Origin of the sequence: Paratractidigestivibacter sp. (assembly GCF_963660155.1) — a bacterium.
GTDB lineage: Bacteria > Actinomycetota > Coriobacteriia > Coriobacteriales > Atopobiaceae > Paratractidigestivibacter.
This window is the reverse complement of the sequence record NZ_CAVKWG010000045.1, coordinates 31,832-48,262: the sequence shown is the minus strand read 5'-3', so window position 1 is coordinate 48,262 and position 16,431 is coordinate 31,832. Positions and strand designations below refer to the sequence as shown.

The following is a 16,431-nucleotide window of genomic DNA, read 5'->3' as shown; positions in this document are numbered from 1 at the left end:
CGCAACCTCAGGCGGTTGCGGCCCAGGAGGCGCAACCCCAGGCTGATCAGGCAGCGCAACCTCAGGCGGTTGCGGCCCAGGAGGCGCAACCCCAGGCTGATCAGGCAGCGCAACCTCAGGCGGTTGCGGCCCAGGAGGCGCAACCCCAGGCTGATCAGGCAGCGCAACCTCAGGCGGTTGCGGCCCAGGTCGCGCAGCCCCAGGTCTCGCAGCCCCGCGCCGTCGGTATGTCCTCGGCCGTGAGCAGGGTCACCGCCCGCAACGGCAGCGTCCTCACCACCAACCGCATGTCGGGCGCCGCTGCCCGCGCCACGCGCCGAGCCGGTAACCGCAACGTCCGCAGCGAGCATACAGAGAAGCACGGCGGCCTCGGCTCTATCATCGGCGGCATCGTGGCCGGCGTCACCGTGCTGTTCGCCATCATCCTTGTGGTCGTCCCCGCCATCTCCTCCTCAACGTCCGATACCCAGACCATTGAGGCGGGCCAGACCGTCTCGGTCACCATCCCAGAGGGCTCCGACGCCTCTTCCGTGGCCCAGGTGCTCTACGACGCGAAGGTCATCGCGAACAAGAGCGAGTTTCTTACCCAGGTGAGCCGCCTCAACGCCGGTTCGTCCCTCAAGAGCGGCGATTACCAGATCACCATCGGCAACGACCTGACTGTCCTCATCGATCAGCTCACCGCGGGCCCGAACCCCAGCGGCATCTCCATCACCATCCCCGAGGGATACACCGTCAAGCGCATCGCTGCCCTCGTCGAGCAGACCTACGGCATCTCCGCGGACGAGTTCACGGCCCAGGCCGTCGTCTCCAACTACAAATCGGAGTACTTCTTCCTCGAGGGCGCCTCCGATACCGATTCGCTCGAGGGCTTCCTCTTCCCCAAGACGTATTCTTTCAGCGAGGGGGCCACGGCTGACGGCATTATCCGCACCATGCTCACCCAGTTCTCGACCGAGCTCGCGACGCTCGACCTGAGCTACCCCGAGAGCCGTGGCCTTTCCGTCGCTGAGATGGTCAACCTCGCCTCTATCGTCGAGAAGGAGTCCACGCAGAGCACCGGCCCGCAGGTCGCGGCCGTTTTCTACAACCGCCTGGGCAACTTCGACGAGCCTAACAACGGCTACCTGCAGTCCGACGCGACGACCGCCTACACCGTGGGCCACGACCCGACGGCCGAGGAGGTCCATGACGAGAGCGACCCCTACAGCACCTATACGCACCAAGGCCTGCCGCCTACGCCGATTTGCTGCCCCGGACTGACGGCGCTGCAGGCTGTCTGCTCGCCTGACCAGACCGCGCTCGAAGAGGGCGACTTCTACTTCTACTTCTGGAACGACGCCGACGGCAACGTCCAGTACAAGTTCAGCAAGACCTACGAAGAGCACCAGCAGGCCATCCGAGATGCCCAGTAGGCGCCTTTCGGCCGCAGCCACGCGCTACGTCGCCGCGGTCGAGCTCATTGAGCCGGCATCGCTTCTGGACGCGGGCATCTCGCTGATGCTCATAGACCGCGACAACACTTGCGTGCCCCGCGACACGAGGAAGGCCCCGGCCGCGGTGCTCGCGTGGCTCGACGACATTCGGGCCGCGGGCATCATGGTCTGCCTCGTCTCGAACAACTTCCACACCGACCAGGTGAGGGCGTCGGCCGCCGAGCTTCGTTGCGACGCCGTCGACCATGCCATGAAGCCCGCTCCTTTCGCGCTCGAGCGGGCCATGCGCATGATGGGGGAGGTTCCTGAGCGCACCGTCATGGTGGGCGACCAAGTCTTCACCGATGTGCTCGCGGGCAACCTCGCCGGCGCCCGCACCATCCTCGTGCGCCCGCAGTGCCGCCGCGATCTCTGGTACACGCACATCTTCCGCATCTTCGAGCACCTGGCCCTGCGGGGCAAGAAGTTCGAGGGGGAATAGGGGCCGCGCTCGCGCGTGGCGTTACACCCCCGCCAACAGTTGGCTCCGCACAATCCCGCGCGCGTCGCCCAACGTGTAGAATCAGGACGATTAACTGATTCTTCTGGGGGTTTTCGTGGTTCCAAACGATTCGAGGTACGTCGTTCACGAGGGGTGTGACCACATCTTCTTCGTCGGATTTCTCGGCGCGGGCAAGTCGACGCTCGCCCGTAACCTCGGCTCTTTATTCCATCGCCCGAACGTGGACACCGATCGCATCGCCGAGCGCCTGCTCGGAAAGCCAATCGCCCGCGTCTTTGCGGAGGACGGCGAGGACGCTTTCCGCGCAGCCGAGACGCGCGGCCTCTCGACGCTCTTCGCAAAGAAGTCCCTGCTCGTGAGCTGCGGCGGCGGCATCGTCGAGTGCCAGCGCAACATCGAGCTCATGCACCAGATGGGCATCGTCGTCTACCTCGACGGCGATCTCGCGGACTCTATGCGCCAGATAAAGAACACCGTGAGGCGCCCCGATCTCGGCGACGCGCGGCAGGCCGAGGAGCTTTATTGCCACCGCCGCCCGCTCTACGAGGCGAGCGCCGACATCCGCATCGACATCCGAAACAAGTCCTTTGAGCAGGTGGCGCTCGAGAGCGGCCAGCTGCTCTGGGAGAAAGGCCTGCTATGAGTGAAGAGCTGACCGAAGAGAAAGGCGCGGCCGCTCCTGAGCCGGGCGCCGAGACCGAGGCCGCGCGGATGGATCCAGAACCCGGCCCCGAGCTGCCGCGCCGTCGCCAGTGGGTCACCCTGCGCGGCACGTCGCTCGACCTGCGCGTGGGCGCTGGCCTTTTGCAGAACATCGCCTCCGACTTCGCCTCGGCCATAGGCCGCCCGCGCGAGGCGGTTCTCGCCTCGACCCCCTCGGCCTCCGCTGACGCCGTCGAGACGCTGCGCCGCAGCCTCACCGACAAGGGCTTCCTCGTCAAGAAGATCGACCTTCCCGAGGCCGATGCCGCCCGCTCCTTCTCGGCGCTGACCGACCTCTACGCCGCCTTCGCGCAGGCGGGCATCACCGCGGACGACTTCGTGGTCGGCGTGGGCGACGGCTGCGCGCTCTCGCTTTGCGCCGCGGCCTGCGCTCATTGGTGCGGCCAGGTCATGTTCGCCGCCGTCCCTTGCGACCTCGCCTCGGCCCTCACCTGCGGGGTATGCCCGCGTCCGCTCGACGTGCCGGGTGCCCCTCGCATGGTCGCCTATGACGGCTCGGCCCGCTTCGAGGTGTGCGACCTCAACCTGCTTCTCCCCGCGAGCTCTGCCGAGAACCGCCTGCTCGGCCGCGCCCACATGGTCGCCGCGGCCATGGTCGACTGTGAGAAGTCCTTCGGTACCCTGTGGGACGCCGCCGACCTTATTGCCGCGGACGACCCCGCGACCCTTGTTGACGCCGTGACCGATTGTGTCCGCAGCATGGGCAAGGTCGCGTCCTCGACCTCCGTCGCCATCCGCCAGTCCGTCGAGTACGGCCAGACGATCCGCCGCGCGCTTCGCAGCGTCGTGCCCGCCGACGTGCCGGAGTCCACGCTCATGGCCGATGCGCTGCGCATCTCGGCGCGCCTCTCAGTTGCCCGCGAGGAACTCCCCATCGACGACATGTTCACCCAGGACGACCTGCTCGAGCGCCTGGGCCTGGGCACCGTCTCTTGCCCCGTGGGCGCCGACGCTCTCGTCGAGGCCATCAAGTCCGAGCGGTTCTCGCGCTCCAACCGCTTCGTCCTCAACCTGCCGCGCGCCCTGGGCCGCGTGCGCCTTGCCGCCGTGGACACCGATATGCTCTGCGAGCACATCGGTGCCTGGTGCGCCGCCCGATAGCCTAAAAGAGCCCGAGCGGCGGCGCCGTGCAGGGGGCTCGCCGGCGCCGTTCTTGCGGGCACAGAAGAAAGGAAGTACGTACTATGGCAGATGCAGCAGCCTGCGCCGGCCGCGTGACCCGTCTCCGTGAGCTCATGGAGGAGCGCGGCTACGATGCCGTGATCTTGCGCAACAACCCCGACCTGCGTTGGCTCACCGGCGCTGAGCGCGTCTTCGACGACGAGGTCGCGCACACGGCCTTTATCACCGCCGACGGCCAGTGGCTCCACACCGACTCCCGCTACGCGAACACGTTCCTCGAGCGCCTGGGCTCCGACACCGCCTGGGCCATCGACGAACAGGTCGTGCAGCCTGCCGCCTGGGCCGCCGCCCGCGCGCTCGAGACCCGCTCGCGTGTCGTTGCCGTCGAGGACACCTGCGACCTCGCCTTCTTCGATGCGTTCGGGGAGGAGTGCGCCCACGCCTCGATAGCCTGCATGACCCCGCGCCTGCACGGCGACATCTGCGACCTGCGCATGGTCAAGGACGCCGAGGAGGTCAAGCTCATGCGCCACGCGCAGAAGATCACCGACGCGGCCTTCGAGCACATCTGCGGATTCATCAAGGTCGGCATGACCGAGCAGCAGATCCGCGTCGAGCTCGAGAACTACATGCTTTCTCACGGCGCCGACGCCCTCAGCTTCGGTACCATCATCGCCGCCGGCCCCAACGGCGCGAATCCGCATGCCCAGCCCGGCGAGTACGTCGTCAAGAAGGGCGACATGATCGTCATGGACTACGGCGCGGGCTACCACGACTACCACTCCGACATGACCCGCACCGTCTGCATGGGCGAGCCCTCCGAGGAGCAGCGCCGCGTGTACGACATCGTGCGCCAGGCCCACGAGGCCTGCGCCGCCGCCGCCAAGCCCGGCTGCATCGGCGCCGACATCCACAACCTGGCCTGCAAGGTCATCGCCGACGCCGGGTACGGCGACTACTTCAAGCACGGCCTCGGCCACGGCGTGGGCATCGAGATCCACGAGAACCCGAACTTCGGCCGCCGCTGGGAGCGCGAGGTGCCCGAAGGATCCGTCGTCACCATCGAGCCCGGCATCTACCTGCCCGGCAATTTCGGTGTGCGCCTCGAGGACTTCGGCATCATGACCGCCGAGGGCTACGTGCCCTTCACCGAGTCGACCCACGACCTCGTCTGCATCGACTGCTAAGGGGTCCATAAAGCCGCGAGGCCCCTTGTCACGTAGCCCTGGCCCGTGGGCGCCCGCATGTGATGCTCGTCGCTAGAAAATAGGCACCAGCCTGCGAGAAACGCGGGCGGGTACCTTTGTGCGGCGCTGCCATTCGCGCGAAATCGCGCAATTATTTAATCAGCGTTGCCGGTTTTTCCCAAAATCTTCCGAACTCTTGCATCTGTAAGGCTGATGTCTTATAGTCCATGAAGAAGTTGTGTAGAGGAAGCGCAGAAATTATGATAGCTCCCGTATTTATGCAGCTCAAGGGGTGTAAGGAAGTGTTAGAGAAAGGAAAGGGAGGTAAGCGGTGGTTAGCATTGTTCTAGCCAGTCACGGAACTTTTTCCGAGGGCATCAAGATGTCCGGCCAGATGATTTTCGGCCCTCAGCAGGACGTCGAAGCCGTGACGCTCATGCCCGAGATGGGGCCTGATGACCTCAGGGCAAAGATCCTCGAGACCGTTGAGAGCTTCGAGGAGAAGGACCAGGTCCTCTTCCTGGTCGATCTCCAGGGCGGCACGCCTTGGAACCAGATCTCGCTTCTGCTCGACGAGCCGGGGCACGAGAACTGGGTCGCCGTCGGCGGTATGAACCTGCCGATGGTCATCTCCGCCTACGGCGAGCGTATGGGGGTCGACACGGCCGCCGAGGTCGCCAAGGCCATTTACCCGGAGGCCAAGGCAGGCGTCTGCATCAAGCCGGATTCCCTGGTCCCCGCCGAGGCCGCGCCCGCGGCCGCCGCGGCCCCTGCCCCGCAGGGCGCCATCCCCGAGGGCACCGTCCTCGGCGACGGCCACATCAAGATCGCGCACGTCCGCATCGACACGCGCCTTCTCCACGGCCAGGTCGCCACGGCCATCACCAAGTCGGTCGCACCCGACCGCATCATCGTCGTCTCCGACGGCGTCGCGCACGATCAGCTTCGCAAGACCATGATCGAGCAGGCGGCACCTCCGGGAGTTCCGGCCAACGTCGTCCCCATCTCCAAGATGATCGAGGTCTTTAAGGACCCGCGCTTCGGCGCCACCAAGGCAATGCTGCTGTTCGAGAAGCCCCAGGACCTGCTCCAGGCCATTCAGGGCGGCGCGGACATCAAGCAGGTCAACATCGGCTCCATGGCTCACTCCGTGGGCAAGGTCGTCGTGACCAACGCCATCGCCATGGACGAGGCCGACCTCGAGTGCGTCGAGGCCCTTCATGACGCGGGCCTCACCATCACCGCACAGAAGGTCCCGGCCGACAAGGCCCAGAGCTACGACGAGCTCGTTAACGCCGCCAAGGCCGCGCTCGCCGAGGCCAAGTAACACACGTAAGGAGGATGGGTCATGAACCCAATCACGATTCTGCTCATCATCGTCGTCGCCTTCTTTGCTGGCATGGAGGGCATCCTCGACGAGTTCGAGTTCCACCAGCCCCTGGTGGCCTGCACCCTGATCGGCCTTGTTTCCGGTCACCTCACCGAGGGCATCATGCTGGGCGGCTCGCTGCAGCTCATGGCGCTCGGCTGGGCCAACATCGGCGCGGCCGTCGCCCCTGACGCGGCGCTCGCCTCCGTGGCCTCGGCCATTCTGATGGTCCTCGGCCTCAACGGCGGCACCGACTCCACCACCTCGATCAACACCGCCATTGCGGTGGCCGTGCCGCTGTCCGTCGCCGGCCTCTTCCTCACGATGATCTGCCGCACGCTCGCCACCGGCATCGCCCACATCATGGACGGCGCCGCCGAGAAGGGCGACTTCGGCGCCATCGAGCGCTGGCAGTACATCGCCATCTTCATGCAGGGCATCCGTATCGCCGTCCCCGCGACGCTGCTCTGCTTCATCCCGTCCGACGCCGTGACGGCCGCGCTCAACGCTATGCCCGAATGGCTTTCCGGCGGTATGGCCGTCGGCGGCGGCATGGTCGCCGCGGTCGGCTACGCCATGGTCATCAACATGATGGCCACCAAGGAGGTCTGGCCGTTCTTCATCCTCGGCTTCGTCCTCGCCGCCATCTCCGACCTCACGCTGATTGCCCTCGGCGCCATCGGCATCTCGCTCGCCCTTATCTACCTCGGCCTTAAGGACATGGCCAAGCAGGGCGGCGGCTCGGGCGGCGGCTCGGGCGACCCGCTCGGCGACATCCTGAACGATTACGAGTAGGAAGGGAGTGATTCGAATGGCAGACAACAAGATCACGCTTTCCAAGTCCGACCGTCAGGCGGTTTGCTTCCGCCACCAGTTCCTCCAGGGCTCTTGGAACTACGAGCGCATGCAGAACGGCGGCTGGTGCTACTCGATGATCCCCGCGATCAAGAAGCTCTACAGCGATCCCGAGGACCAGAAGGCGGCCCTGAAGCGCCACCTCGAGTTCTACAACACCCACCCGTACGTTTCCGCCCCTGTCATCGGCGTTACCCTCGCCCTTGAGGAGGAGCGCGCCAACGGTGCTGCCGTCGACGACGTCGCCATCCAGGGCGTCAAGGTCGGCATGATGGGCCCGCTCGCCGGTGTCGGCGACCCGGTCTTCTGGTACACCCTGCGCCCGATCCTGGGTGCCCTGGGCGCCAGCCTCGCCCTTTCCGGCAACATCCTCGGCCCGATCCTCTTCTTCGTGCTGTGGAACGTCATCCGCGTCGCCTTCCTCTGGTACACCCAGGAATTCGGCTACAAGGTGGGCTCCTCCATCGCCAAGGACCTTTCCGGCGGCCTGATGGGCAAGGTCACCGAGGGTGCTTCCATCCTCGGCATGTTCATCATCGGCTCGCTGGTCGAGCGCTGGGTGTCCATCTCCTTCACCCCGGTTGTCTCCACCGTCGCGCAGTCCGAGGGCGCCTACATCGACTGGAACTCGCTGTCCGCGGGCGCCCAGGGCATCAAGGAGGCGCTGACCATGTATAGCTCCATCGGCGCCACCGCGCTCGATGTGAACAAGGTCACCACGCTCCAGAGCAACCTCGACTCGCTCATCCCGGGCTTTGCCGCCGTGCTCCTCACCCTGCTGTGCTGCAAGCTCCTCAAGAAGAACGTGAGCCCGATCGCCATCATCCTCGCGCTCTTCGCCGTGGGCATCATCGGCCGCGTCGTCGGTTTCATGTAAGATGCTCGCGTAACCCACGTTACGCGCTAGCGGGCCGTACCCCGACGCGGGTGCGGCCCGTTCTTTGTAAGCAGGAAACACCCGCGAATAGGAGCGCACCTATGGCTCAGTCCCAGAACACCAAAGTCGAGTACTCGGCCAAGGCCAGCTCGCTCAACGGCCTCACTTCCCGCGGAGACATCATGCTCGGCGACAAGGCGTTCGAGTACTACAACGAGCGCAACGTCGAGGACTATATTCAGATTCCCTGGGATAAGGTTGACTACGTAGCGGCCGAGGTCCTGCCCGGCAAGAAGATCTCGCGCTTCGCCGTCTTTACCACCGAGGGCTCGCATTTCTCCTTCAGCACCCGCGACAACAAGGCCGCCCTGCGCGCGATGCGCGCGCACGTGAGCGACGATCGCTTGCAGAAAAGCCCGAGCTTGGCCAAGGTCCTCGGCGCAGGTGTGCGGGGTTTGTTGCATTTGGGCCGCTAGTCCGCGCAGGTGTTATACTTTCGAGGTTGTATGCAAGGGGCCGGTAGCGGCCAAGACGAAAGAGAGTCATTCGATGCAGCAGATCAGCACCGCCGAGTTCAAGAACGGCATGGGCCTCAAGATCAAGGATAAGATCTACACCCTCGTCGAGTTCCAGCACGTCAAGCCCGGTAAGGGCGGCGCCTTCGTCCGTTACAAGATCAAGGATCTCCGCTCCGGCCGCGTCATCGGCGACCAGACCTGCAACGCCGGCACCAAGTTCGACTCCGTCATGCTCACCACCAAGGAGATGCAGTATCTCTACAACGACGGCGACCACTACTACTTCATGGACATGGAGACCTACGACCAGATCCCCGTGCCCGTGGACTTCATCGGCGACAACGCCAAGTGGCTCAAGGAGAACGACACCTGCCTGCTCATGTACGCCGATGAGGACCTCCTCACCGTCCAGCCCCCGATGTTCATCGAGGTCGAGATCACCGAGACCGACCCTGGCTTCAAGGGCGACACCGTCCAGGGCGGCTCCAAGCCCGCCACCATCGAGACCGGCGCCGTCGTGCAGGTCCCGCTGTACCTCAACCAGGGCGAGATGATCAAGGTCGACACCCGCGAGGGCAAGTTCGTCTCCCGCGTCTAGTTCTTCTTTATAACGAGCCGAAGCCGCCCCGCGCACACGGGGCGGCCAATCTAACGAGGGGGTATCCATGGCAGAGAGCGAGCTTTCCGTCTCTGGTATCGGCATCTCAAAGAGCGTTGTCTCCACCATCGTGACCATCGCCGCCAAGCGCGTCGAGGGCGTCGCGTCCGTGGGCGGCAACGACATCGCGTCGAGCTTGATCTCGGTCTTCACCAGCCGCACGGTCTCGCCCGAGGTCGCCGTCGAGTCCTTTGTGGAGAACGACGCGCTGCACGTCACCGTGCACCTCGCCGTCTTCTACGGCTATCCCTTCACCAAGCTCGCCGCCGACGTACGCGCCGCTGTGGCCGAGGCCGTCCGCGAGCAGATCGGTGTCGAGGCGTCTGCCGTGGACATCTGCATCGACAGCCTCGTCTTCCCGAAGGAGTAGCGTGGCGTATCGATTCGGTGGGCGTACCCGCGCCCGCAGCCAAGCGCTGCAGCTCATGTTCCAAGCCGAGGCCGCCGGCCGTACCGTGGCTGAGGTCCTCGACGGCGAGTACGCCCTCGACAACGGCCCCTTGCGCGAGTTCGGCCGCGAGCTCGCCCTTGGCTGCGACGGCGTGCGCCACGACCTGGACGCCATTATCGCCACGAGGTCCGAGTCGTGGTCCATCAACCGCATGCCGGCGGTGGACCGCAATCTCCTGCGCCTCTCGCTCTACGAGATGATCTACGTGCCCGAGGTCGACATCCCCGTCGCCATCAACGAGGTCGTCGAGCTCTCCAAGGCCTACGGCACCGACGAGACCGCGCGCTTCGTCAACGGTCTTCTTGGCCGCGTGGCCGACGACATGGAGGCCGGCATCGACGTCGTGGCCAAGGCGCATGATGCCCTGGCCGAGCGCGGCGAGACCTCGGCCGACGTCCAGTACGCCCTCGAGGGCGGCAAGAACGACGTCTGGGAGGAGCCCGAGGAGGAGGCCGAGCCCTACGTGTTCGGCTCCGACATGCTGGACGACCTCACCGGCGGCATCTGGTACGTCGAGGGCCCCGGCACCGTCGATTACGACGACGAGGAAGACTGGTAATGGCCCGCGTCGACACGTCGCAGTACCAGACGTTCCCGCAGATCACCGAGCGGCTCGACGCCATCGTCTCGGCGGTTCGCGACAAGGACGTCTCGCTCGAGCGCTCACTCGACCTCTTCGACGAGGCCATCGCGCTCGGCTCCAAGGCCGTCGACATGGTCGATACCATGGACTTCACGTCCGAGGAGGCCGCGCAGCTCGAGGACGAGGCCGCCAAGAAGGGCGCCGAGGGGGAGGGCGACGTGGCCGCCCAGGACGCCGTCGATCCGTCCTTCGCCGAGCAGGAAAACGCATAGTGACGAAGAGGCGCCGCCTCGACGAGGAGCTCGTCGAGCAGGGATTCTTCGCGAACAAGGACGAGGCCTTGCGCGCCATCATGGCGGGCGAGGTCTCGACTTCTGACCACCGCCTGACGTCGGCAGGGGAGCGCGTGGCCGCGGGCCTGCCGCTCCACGTCAAGGGCCAGCGCGCCTTTGTGAGCCGCGGCGGCCTCAAGCTCGAGCGCGGTCTCGACCACTTCGGCGTGGACCCCGCGGGGCTTCGCTGCGTGGACGTCGGCTGCTCCACGGGCGGCTTCACCGATTGTTTGCTGCGCCGGGGCGCCGCGGCCGTGACCTCGGTCGATGTGGGCTACGCGCAGTTCGACTGGGGCCTGCGGCAGGACGCGCGGGTGCGGTTGCTTGAGCGCACAAACATCGTGGATGTGCCGGGCATCGTAGGCACGGGCGCCTTCGAGCTGGCTGTCTGCGACGTGTCCTTTACGTCGGTCACCACGGTGTTGCCGGCGGTTCTCGAGCTTCTTCGTGTCGACGGCGCGTTCCTTACGCTGGTAAAGCCCCAGTTTGAGGCCGCGCGAGAGGACGTGGGGGAGGGCGGCGTCGTGCGCGACCAGGCGGTGCGCAACGCAGCCGTCGAGCGCGTGCGCGAGGCGTTCGTAGCTGGCGGCCTTAACGTGGCCGGCGTCTGCGAGAGCCCGATCCACGGGGCGAAGGGCAACGTCGAGTACCTCATGCTGGGGCATCGCGGGAACTGCGGCTTTATTGGGGGCAAGAGATGATGGAAGCTTTGGCGGTCGCCCTCGGGGGCGCCCTCGGCAGCCTTGGGCGCTGGGGCATCGGCAATGCGTTTCGCGTGGCTCTGCCCGGGCTCCCGGCCGGGACCTTCGCGGCTAATGTGCTCGCCGGGCTCATTATCGGCCTGGTGAGCGGCGCAAACGCGGCGTCGCCCCTGCAGCCCGAGGTCAAGGCGCTTCTCACCGTCGGGCTCTGCGGCGGCCTGTCCACCTTCTCCACGTTTTCGAACGAGACGTTTTCGCTCATCGAGTCCGGAAACGTCGCCGGGGCAGCCGCGAACATCGTGGCCAACGTGGCCGTGTGTCTGCTCGCCGTGTGGGCCGGCACACGCTTGGGCGCCGTTATCGCCTCATAGACCTGCTCGGTTACAGGCCTGCGATTTGGGGACAGTCCCCTTTCTGCAGCGGTTTGGGGACAGTCCCCTTTCTGCACACGCATGGATGCTGCGAGCTCGCCGCCGAATCGTTGGGCGAATTGCTTGAAACGTCGGCTTGTGTGCAAAAAGGGGACTGTCCCCAAATCGCAGGCACTGTTGCCGCGCCTGCTGCCCTACCCCTCCTTGGCCATGCGGCGACGGATGTTGAGGTACTCCATCACGAGCAGCAGCAAGAGGATCGCCATGACCACGAGCGAGCCCACGACGGCACCCGAGAGGCCGGCGAAGTTGACGAGCAGCATGCTCACCGGGATGCTGAACGCGAACGCGACGCCGTAGTACAGCGTGACCTCGCGCTGCGCGCGCAGCACCGTCACGATCTGGTAGAGGAAATCGATGCAGGCGCACAGGCCGCCCGTGGCCACCATCACGAAGACGAGGCTGCGGAACTGCTCGAAGTCGAGGCCGTACATGAGGTTGAGCAGCGGGATGCCGAGCGTCCCCATAAAGAGGGCCATGGCGCCCCCGGTGAGCGCGATGACGCCGATCATGGCAAGCACGAGCAGGTCGAAACGGCGGCGCTTCTCGGGGTCGTCCCAGATGCGCGCGAGGCGCACGAGCTGCGGCTTATAGATAAACGCGCTAATCATGAGGATGGTGTGCGCCGGGAAGTACATGGCGTTGTAGTAGAGCTGGTTGTCGTAGGAGAGCGCGCCTTCCATGGCGAACTTGGGCATGGAGTCGATCACGTTGTAGAGGAAGAGCGCGGCGAAGAGCGGCCAGCATGCGCAGAAGAGCTCGCCGATGCGCCGCAGCTTCGGGCGCTCGCCGCGGTCGGTCTCGAGTATGGCGAGCGGCGCGGAGATGAAGACGAGCGACGCTGCAGCGGCGATGGCCATGGCCCAGCTCGCCCATACGAGGTTGCGCGTGATGAGGAGCACGAGCGCGAAGAGGACGAAGCCCGCGCCGCAGCGCACCGCCTGCGAGAGGCCGGCGAGGTAGAGCTTGTCCTTCTGCTGCAGGCGCCCCTCGTAGACGTCGGCCATGCCGTCGACGGCGCGGAAGGCGAGGACGCCCATGCAGATGCTCATCATGGGCTCCGCGTAGCCGCGCGCGCGGCAATAGGCCCACCCGACGAAGATCATGGCCGCGCAGGTGATGACGCGGTGGACCTGATAGTCGGCGAAGGACTGCATCTCGTCGATGTCGGAGACCTGGTAGGTGCGGGTGCCGAAGTTCGCGAGGAACAGCAGCAGCGTGCCGATGGTGAAGGCCATTGAGAATAGGCCCGCCTGCTCGGCGCCCACGACCCAGGTGCACACCATGGTGAGCAGCGGGAAGAGCGCGCCCCATGCGGCCTGTCCCGCGGTGTTCAGCGCATAGTCGCGCGTGGTCTGGTGGGCAAGGTACTGCTCGGAGAGCGCGGACTCCTGGTGCCCGAAGACGGCGCCGATGAGGCGGTTCCACCATTGCTCGACGACGCGGCGAAGGAACCTCGGCTTATGCTCCTTGTCCGCGCCGGCCGTCTTGCCGCCGCCCGCCGCCTCGCCGCCAGCGGGCGCCGCGATCGCCTTCGCGCGCTTGCCCTCGACCTTGAGCGCGAGCTTCTTTATAGGGTTGCCCGTAGGGTTGTCCGCCATGTGCCGGTCGCCTCCCTGTGATTTGCTTTACAAGACAAGATTGTAGTCCCCGCGCGGGCGCCGTCTTGGAATCAGTCCAGCGCAATTGGTGAACTCATTGTTTCGCGAACGGTAGAATTTTGTCGGCGGACGGATGATTCCTTAAAGTAGATATCGTCAAACCACGCCGCGATGCGCTCGCGGCCCCACGGAGGGAGACGCGTTGACCAAGAAGCTCAGCGTTGAGGAGACCGCCGCGCTCGAGGCCCTGCAGGGCGTCGACGTCCCCGAGCAGATCCGCAACAACATGGCGCTGTTTCTGCGCCTCGTCCGCAAGGTCGTCGAGGAGTCCGACCAGGACCTGCGCGCCATCTTCGACGTCCTGCTCTATGACGCCATCTCGATGAACGACGACATGGACGAGTCCGAGGCCGAGCACCAGGCCTTCGAGGACATGGGCGACATCATCACCGAGCTCGACGAGAAGAGCGCCACGCTGCTCATGCGCGCGTTCGTCACGTTTTTCCACCTCGCCAACATCTGCGAGGAGAACTACCGCGTGAAGTCGCTGCGCAAGCGCGAGAGCGAGGTTAGCGTCGACGCCGCCGCCGACCCGATCAACGACCTCACCGTGGCCTACAGCCAGCTCGTCGACGAGTGCGGCCGCGGCAAGGCGAACGCCCTGCTCAACCGCCTCGAGTTCCACCCGGTCTTTACTGCTCACCCCACCGAGGCGCGCCGCAAGGCCGTCGAGGGCAAGATTCGCCGCATCGCCGAGCTGCTCGACGCCCACGAGGGCCTGGGCGGCGTCGCCGCGCTCGAGAACGAGCGGCGCCTGCTCCAGGAGATCGACGCCCTCTTCCGCACGAGCCCCATCGCCCACAAGAAGCCGACCCCCGTCGAGGAGGCCGACACCATCATCGACATCTTCGACAGCACCCTGTTCGAGATGGTGCCGGAGGTCTACCGCCGCTTCGACGACTGGCAGCTTGGTGAGAAGGCCGGCACCGTGCCGCCCGTCTGCCCCGCGTTCTTCCACCCCGGCAGCTGGATCGGCTCGGACCGCGACGGCAACCCGAACGTGACCGCCAAGGTGAGCCGCCAGGTGGCCGAGAAGTACCGCGTCCACATGCTGGAGACCTTGGCCGACGCCACCCACGCCATCGGCCGCAACCTCACCATGGACGGCATCTCCACCGAGCCCTCCAAGAAGCTCGTCAACCTCTGGAGCCACCAGTGCGAGATGAGCGAGAAGATCACCACACGCGCCATCGGCATCTCGGCCTCGGAGCTCCACCGCGCCTGCATGCTCGTCATCGCCGAGCGCCTGCGCGCCACCATCGAGCGCACCTCCGACGTTATGTACGCCGACTGCGACGAGTACATCGCCGACCTGCGCGTTGTTCAGGAGTCGCTGGCCTCGGCCGGCGCCGCCCGCACCGCTTACGGACCCGTCCAGAGGCTCATTTGGCAGGCCCAGTCTTTCGGCTTCCACATGGTCGAGATGGAGTTTCGTCAGCACTCCGTCGTCCACGCCCGCGCCCTCGAGGACATCAAGAAGCACGGTCGCTGGGGCGAGAGGGGAGAGCTCGACCCGATGACCCACGAGGTGCTCGACACCTTCCGCGCCATCGGCCAGATCCAGCGCAAGAACGGCGTCGACGCTGCTCGCCGCTACATCATCTCCTTTACCAAGTCAGCGCAGAACGTGGCCGACGTCTACGAGCTCGCCCGCCTCGCCTTCGCGCACGAGGACGACGTGCCCGTGCTCGACGTCATCCCGCTCTTCGAGCAGCTCGAGGACCTTCAGGGCGCCGTGGGCATCCTCGACGAGATGATCAAGCTCCCCGAGGTCCGTCGTCGCCTCTCGCAGACCGACGGCCGACTCGAGGTCATGCTCGGCTACTCCGACTCCTCCAAGGACGCGGGCCCCACCTCGGCCACGCTCACCCTGCACAAGACGCAGGAGGACATCGCCAAGTGGGCCGACGCCAACGGCATCGACCTGATCCTCATGCACGGCCGCGGCGGCGCCGTCGGCCGCGGCGGCGGCCCCGCCAACCGCGCGGTCCTCGCCCAGCCCAAGGGCTCCGTCAACTGCCGCTTCAAGCTCACCGAGCAGGGCGAGGTCATCTTCGCGCGCTACGGCGACCCGATTCTGGCCCGCCGCCACGTCGAGTCCGTCGCGGGCGCCACGCTGCTGCAGTCCGCCCCTTCCGTGGAGTGGACCAACACCGATTCCACCGAGAAGTACGCGGACCTCGCGAAGGTCCTCGACGACGCCTCGCACGAGCGTTACCTCGACCTGCTGAACACCGAGGACTTCGCACAGTGGTTCAGCACCGTGACGCCGCTCACCGAGGTCGGCCTCATGCCCATCGGCAGCCGCCCGGCAAAGCGCGGCCTGGGCGCCAAGAGCCTCGACGACCTGCGCACCATTCCCTGGATCTTCTCGTGGAGCCAGGCGCGCATCAACCTGGCTGCGTGGTACGGCCTGGGCACAGCCTGCGAGAAGTGCGGCGACCTCAAGAAGCTGCAGGCCGCCTACAAGGACTGGCCGCTCTTCACCACCTTCATCGACAACATCGAGATGTCGCTCTCCAAGACCGATGAGCGCATCGGCAAACTCTACCTGCGCCTGGGCGAGCGCGAGGACCTGAACGAGAAGGTCATCGGCGAGATGGAGCTCACCCGCAAGTGGGTGCTCGCCATCGTGGGCGACGAGTGGCCGCTGCAGCACCGCCGCATCCTCGGGCCCGTTATCCGCATGCGCCTGCCCTTCGTCAACGTCCTCTCCGTCACGCAGGCGCTCGTGCTGCGCACGCTTCGCACCAAGGGCGAGACGCTTACGCCGGAGGAGAAGGAGCGGTTCATCTACCTGATTCTGTGCACGGTTTCCGGCGTGGCGGCCGGCCTGCAGAACACGGGGTGATCGGGGGTCATAATGTGCGGCCCGCCCCCGCCGCGTTCCTTCTTGGGCTCAGCGCTCGCCGTGCTTCGCACGGCTCGCTCGCTGACGCGAAATCGCCCAAGAAGGAACGCGGCGGGGGCGGGCTTCGTTATATTCACCCGCTCCAGGCTCCCGTACAGCACAAGAACGGGGGCT

At 65.9% G+C, this 16,431-nt stretch carries 17 protein-coding genes; 16 read left to right on the top strand and 1 reads right to left on the bottom strand.

Translation table 11 applies throughout. The features are described 5' to 3' along the window. Positions 1 to 239: 239 nt before the first annotated feature. From mltG to crcB, 15 genes are all read left to right on the top strand, one after another. Entirely contained in the window at positions 240 to 1,415 is a 1,176-nt protein-coding gene (gene mltG / locus U5709_RS08570; protein ID WP_321973206.1) for an endolytic transglycosylase MltG, read from the top strand. After that, positions 1,405 to 1,917, top strand: coding sequence for a YqeG family HAD IIIA-type phosphatase (locus U5709_RS08565; protein ID WP_321971228.1), 513 nt, complete (start codon positions 1,405 to 1,407; stop codon positions 1,915 to 1,917). The genes mltG and U5709_RS08565 overlap by 11 nt, the downstream gene beginning before the upstream one ends. Before the next feature lie 115 nt (positions 1,918 to 2,032). After that, positions 2,033 to 2,581, top strand: a complete 549-nt coding sequence (locus tag U5709_RS08560) for a shikimate kinase (RefSeq protein WP_321971227.1) — start codon at positions 2,033 to 2,035, stop codon at positions 2,579 to 2,581. Further along, entirely contained in the window at positions 2,578 to 3,762 is a 1,185-nt protein-coding gene (locus U5709_RS08555; RefSeq protein WP_321971226.1) for a 3-dehydroquinate synthase, read from the top strand. The genes U5709_RS08560 and U5709_RS08555 overlap by 4 nt, the downstream gene beginning before the upstream one ends. Before the next feature lie 83 nt (positions 3,763 to 3,845). Then, the gene (locus tag U5709_RS08550) at positions 3,846 to 4,970 is read left to right on the top strand and encodes an aminopeptidase P family protein (protein ID WP_321971225.1); all 1,125 of its coding nucleotides are present in this window, start codon (positions 3,846 to 3,848) and stop codon (positions 4,968 to 4,970) included. A gap of 331 nt (positions 4,971 to 5,301) precedes the next feature. Next, positions 5,302 to 6,297 carry a PTS sugar transporter subunit IIB gene (locus U5709_RS08545; RefSeq protein WP_321973205.1) on the top strand — a complete coding sequence of 332 codons (996 nt, stop codon included), beginning with the start codon at positions 5,302 to 5,304 and terminating at the stop codon, positions 6,295 to 6,297. Between the two features lie 21 nt (positions 6,298 to 6,318). Then, complete coding sequence (locus U5709_RS08540; protein ID WP_321971223.1) at positions 6,319 to 7,134, top strand: PTS mannose/fructose/sorbose transporter subunit IIC; 816 nt, start codon at positions 6,319 to 6,321, stop codon at positions 7,132 to 7,134. Positions 7,135 to 7,150: 16 nt separating this feature from the next. After that, positions 7,151 to 8,071, top strand: coding sequence for a PTS system mannose/fructose/sorbose family transporter subunit IID (locus tag U5709_RS08535; RefSeq protein WP_321971222.1), 921 nt, complete (start codon positions 7,151 to 7,153; stop codon positions 8,069 to 8,071). A 101-nt stretch (positions 8,072 to 8,172) separates the two neighbouring features. Next, positions 8,173 to 8,547 (top strand): DUF956 family protein, encoded by a 375-nt coding sequence (locus tag U5709_RS08530; protein WP_321971221.1) that lies wholly within the window; start codon positions 8,173 to 8,175, stop codon positions 8,545 to 8,547. A gap of 73 nt (positions 8,548 to 8,620) precedes the next feature. After that, a complete protein-coding gene (gene efp / locus U5709_RS08525) occupies positions 8,621 to 9,187 on the top strand; it encodes an elongation factor P (protein WP_321971220.1) in 567 nt (188 codons plus the stop codon). Between the two features lie 67 nt (positions 9,188 to 9,254). Further along, the gene (locus U5709_RS08520) at positions 9,255 to 9,617 is read left to right on the top strand and encodes an Asp23/Gls24 family envelope stress response protein (RefSeq protein WP_321971219.1); all 363 of its coding nucleotides are present in this window, start codon (positions 9,255 to 9,257) and stop codon (positions 9,615 to 9,617) included. Position 9,618: 1 nt separating this feature from the next. Then, on the top strand, positions 9,619 to 10,257 hold the full coding sequence (nusB, locus tag U5709_RS08515) for a transcription antitermination factor NusB (RefSeq protein ID WP_321971218.1): 639 nt from the start codon (positions 9,619 to 9,621) through the stop codon (positions 10,255 to 10,257). Then, positions 10,257 to 10,553 (top strand): exodeoxyribonuclease VII small subunit, encoded by a 297-nt coding sequence (locus U5709_RS08510; RefSeq protein ID WP_321971217.1) that lies wholly within the window; start codon positions 10,257 to 10,259, stop codon positions 10,551 to 10,553. The genes nusB and U5709_RS08510 overlap by 1 nt, the downstream gene beginning before the upstream one ends. Then, positions 10,553 to 11,314 (top strand): TlyA family RNA methyltransferase, encoded by a 762-nt coding sequence (locus U5709_RS08505; protein ID WP_321971216.1) that lies wholly within the window; start codon positions 10,553 to 10,555, stop codon positions 11,312 to 11,314. Before U5709_RS08510 ends, U5709_RS08505 begins: the two co-directional genes overlap by 1 nt. Beyond that, positions 11,311 to 11,685: a fluoride efflux transporter CrcB gene (crcB, locus tag U5709_RS08500; RefSeq protein ID WP_321973204.1), complete on the top strand. Its 375-nt coding sequence runs from the start codon at positions 11,311 to 11,313 to the stop codon at positions 11,683 to 11,685. The genes U5709_RS08505 and crcB overlap by 4 nt, the downstream gene beginning before the upstream one ends. A 194-nt stretch (positions 11,686 to 11,879) precedes the next feature. Here crcB and U5709_RS08495 read toward each other — a convergent pair whose 3' ends face one another. Beyond that, positions 11,880 to 13,346: a lipopolysaccharide biosynthesis protein gene (locus U5709_RS08495; protein ID WP_321971214.1), complete on the bottom strand. Its 1,467-nt coding sequence runs from the start codon at positions 13,344 to 13,346 to the stop codon at positions 11,880 to 11,882. Positions 13,347 to 13,548: 202 nt separating this feature from the next. On the opposite strand from U5709_RS08495, the gene U5709_RS08490 reads away from it, so the two are divergent. Beyond that, on the top strand, positions 13,549 to 16,257 hold the full coding sequence (locus U5709_RS08490) for a phosphoenolpyruvate carboxylase (protein ID WP_321971213.1): 2,709 nt from the start codon (positions 13,549 to 13,551) through the stop codon (positions 16,255 to 16,257). The last annotated feature ends 174 nt before the right edge of the window (positions 16,258 to 16,431 follow it).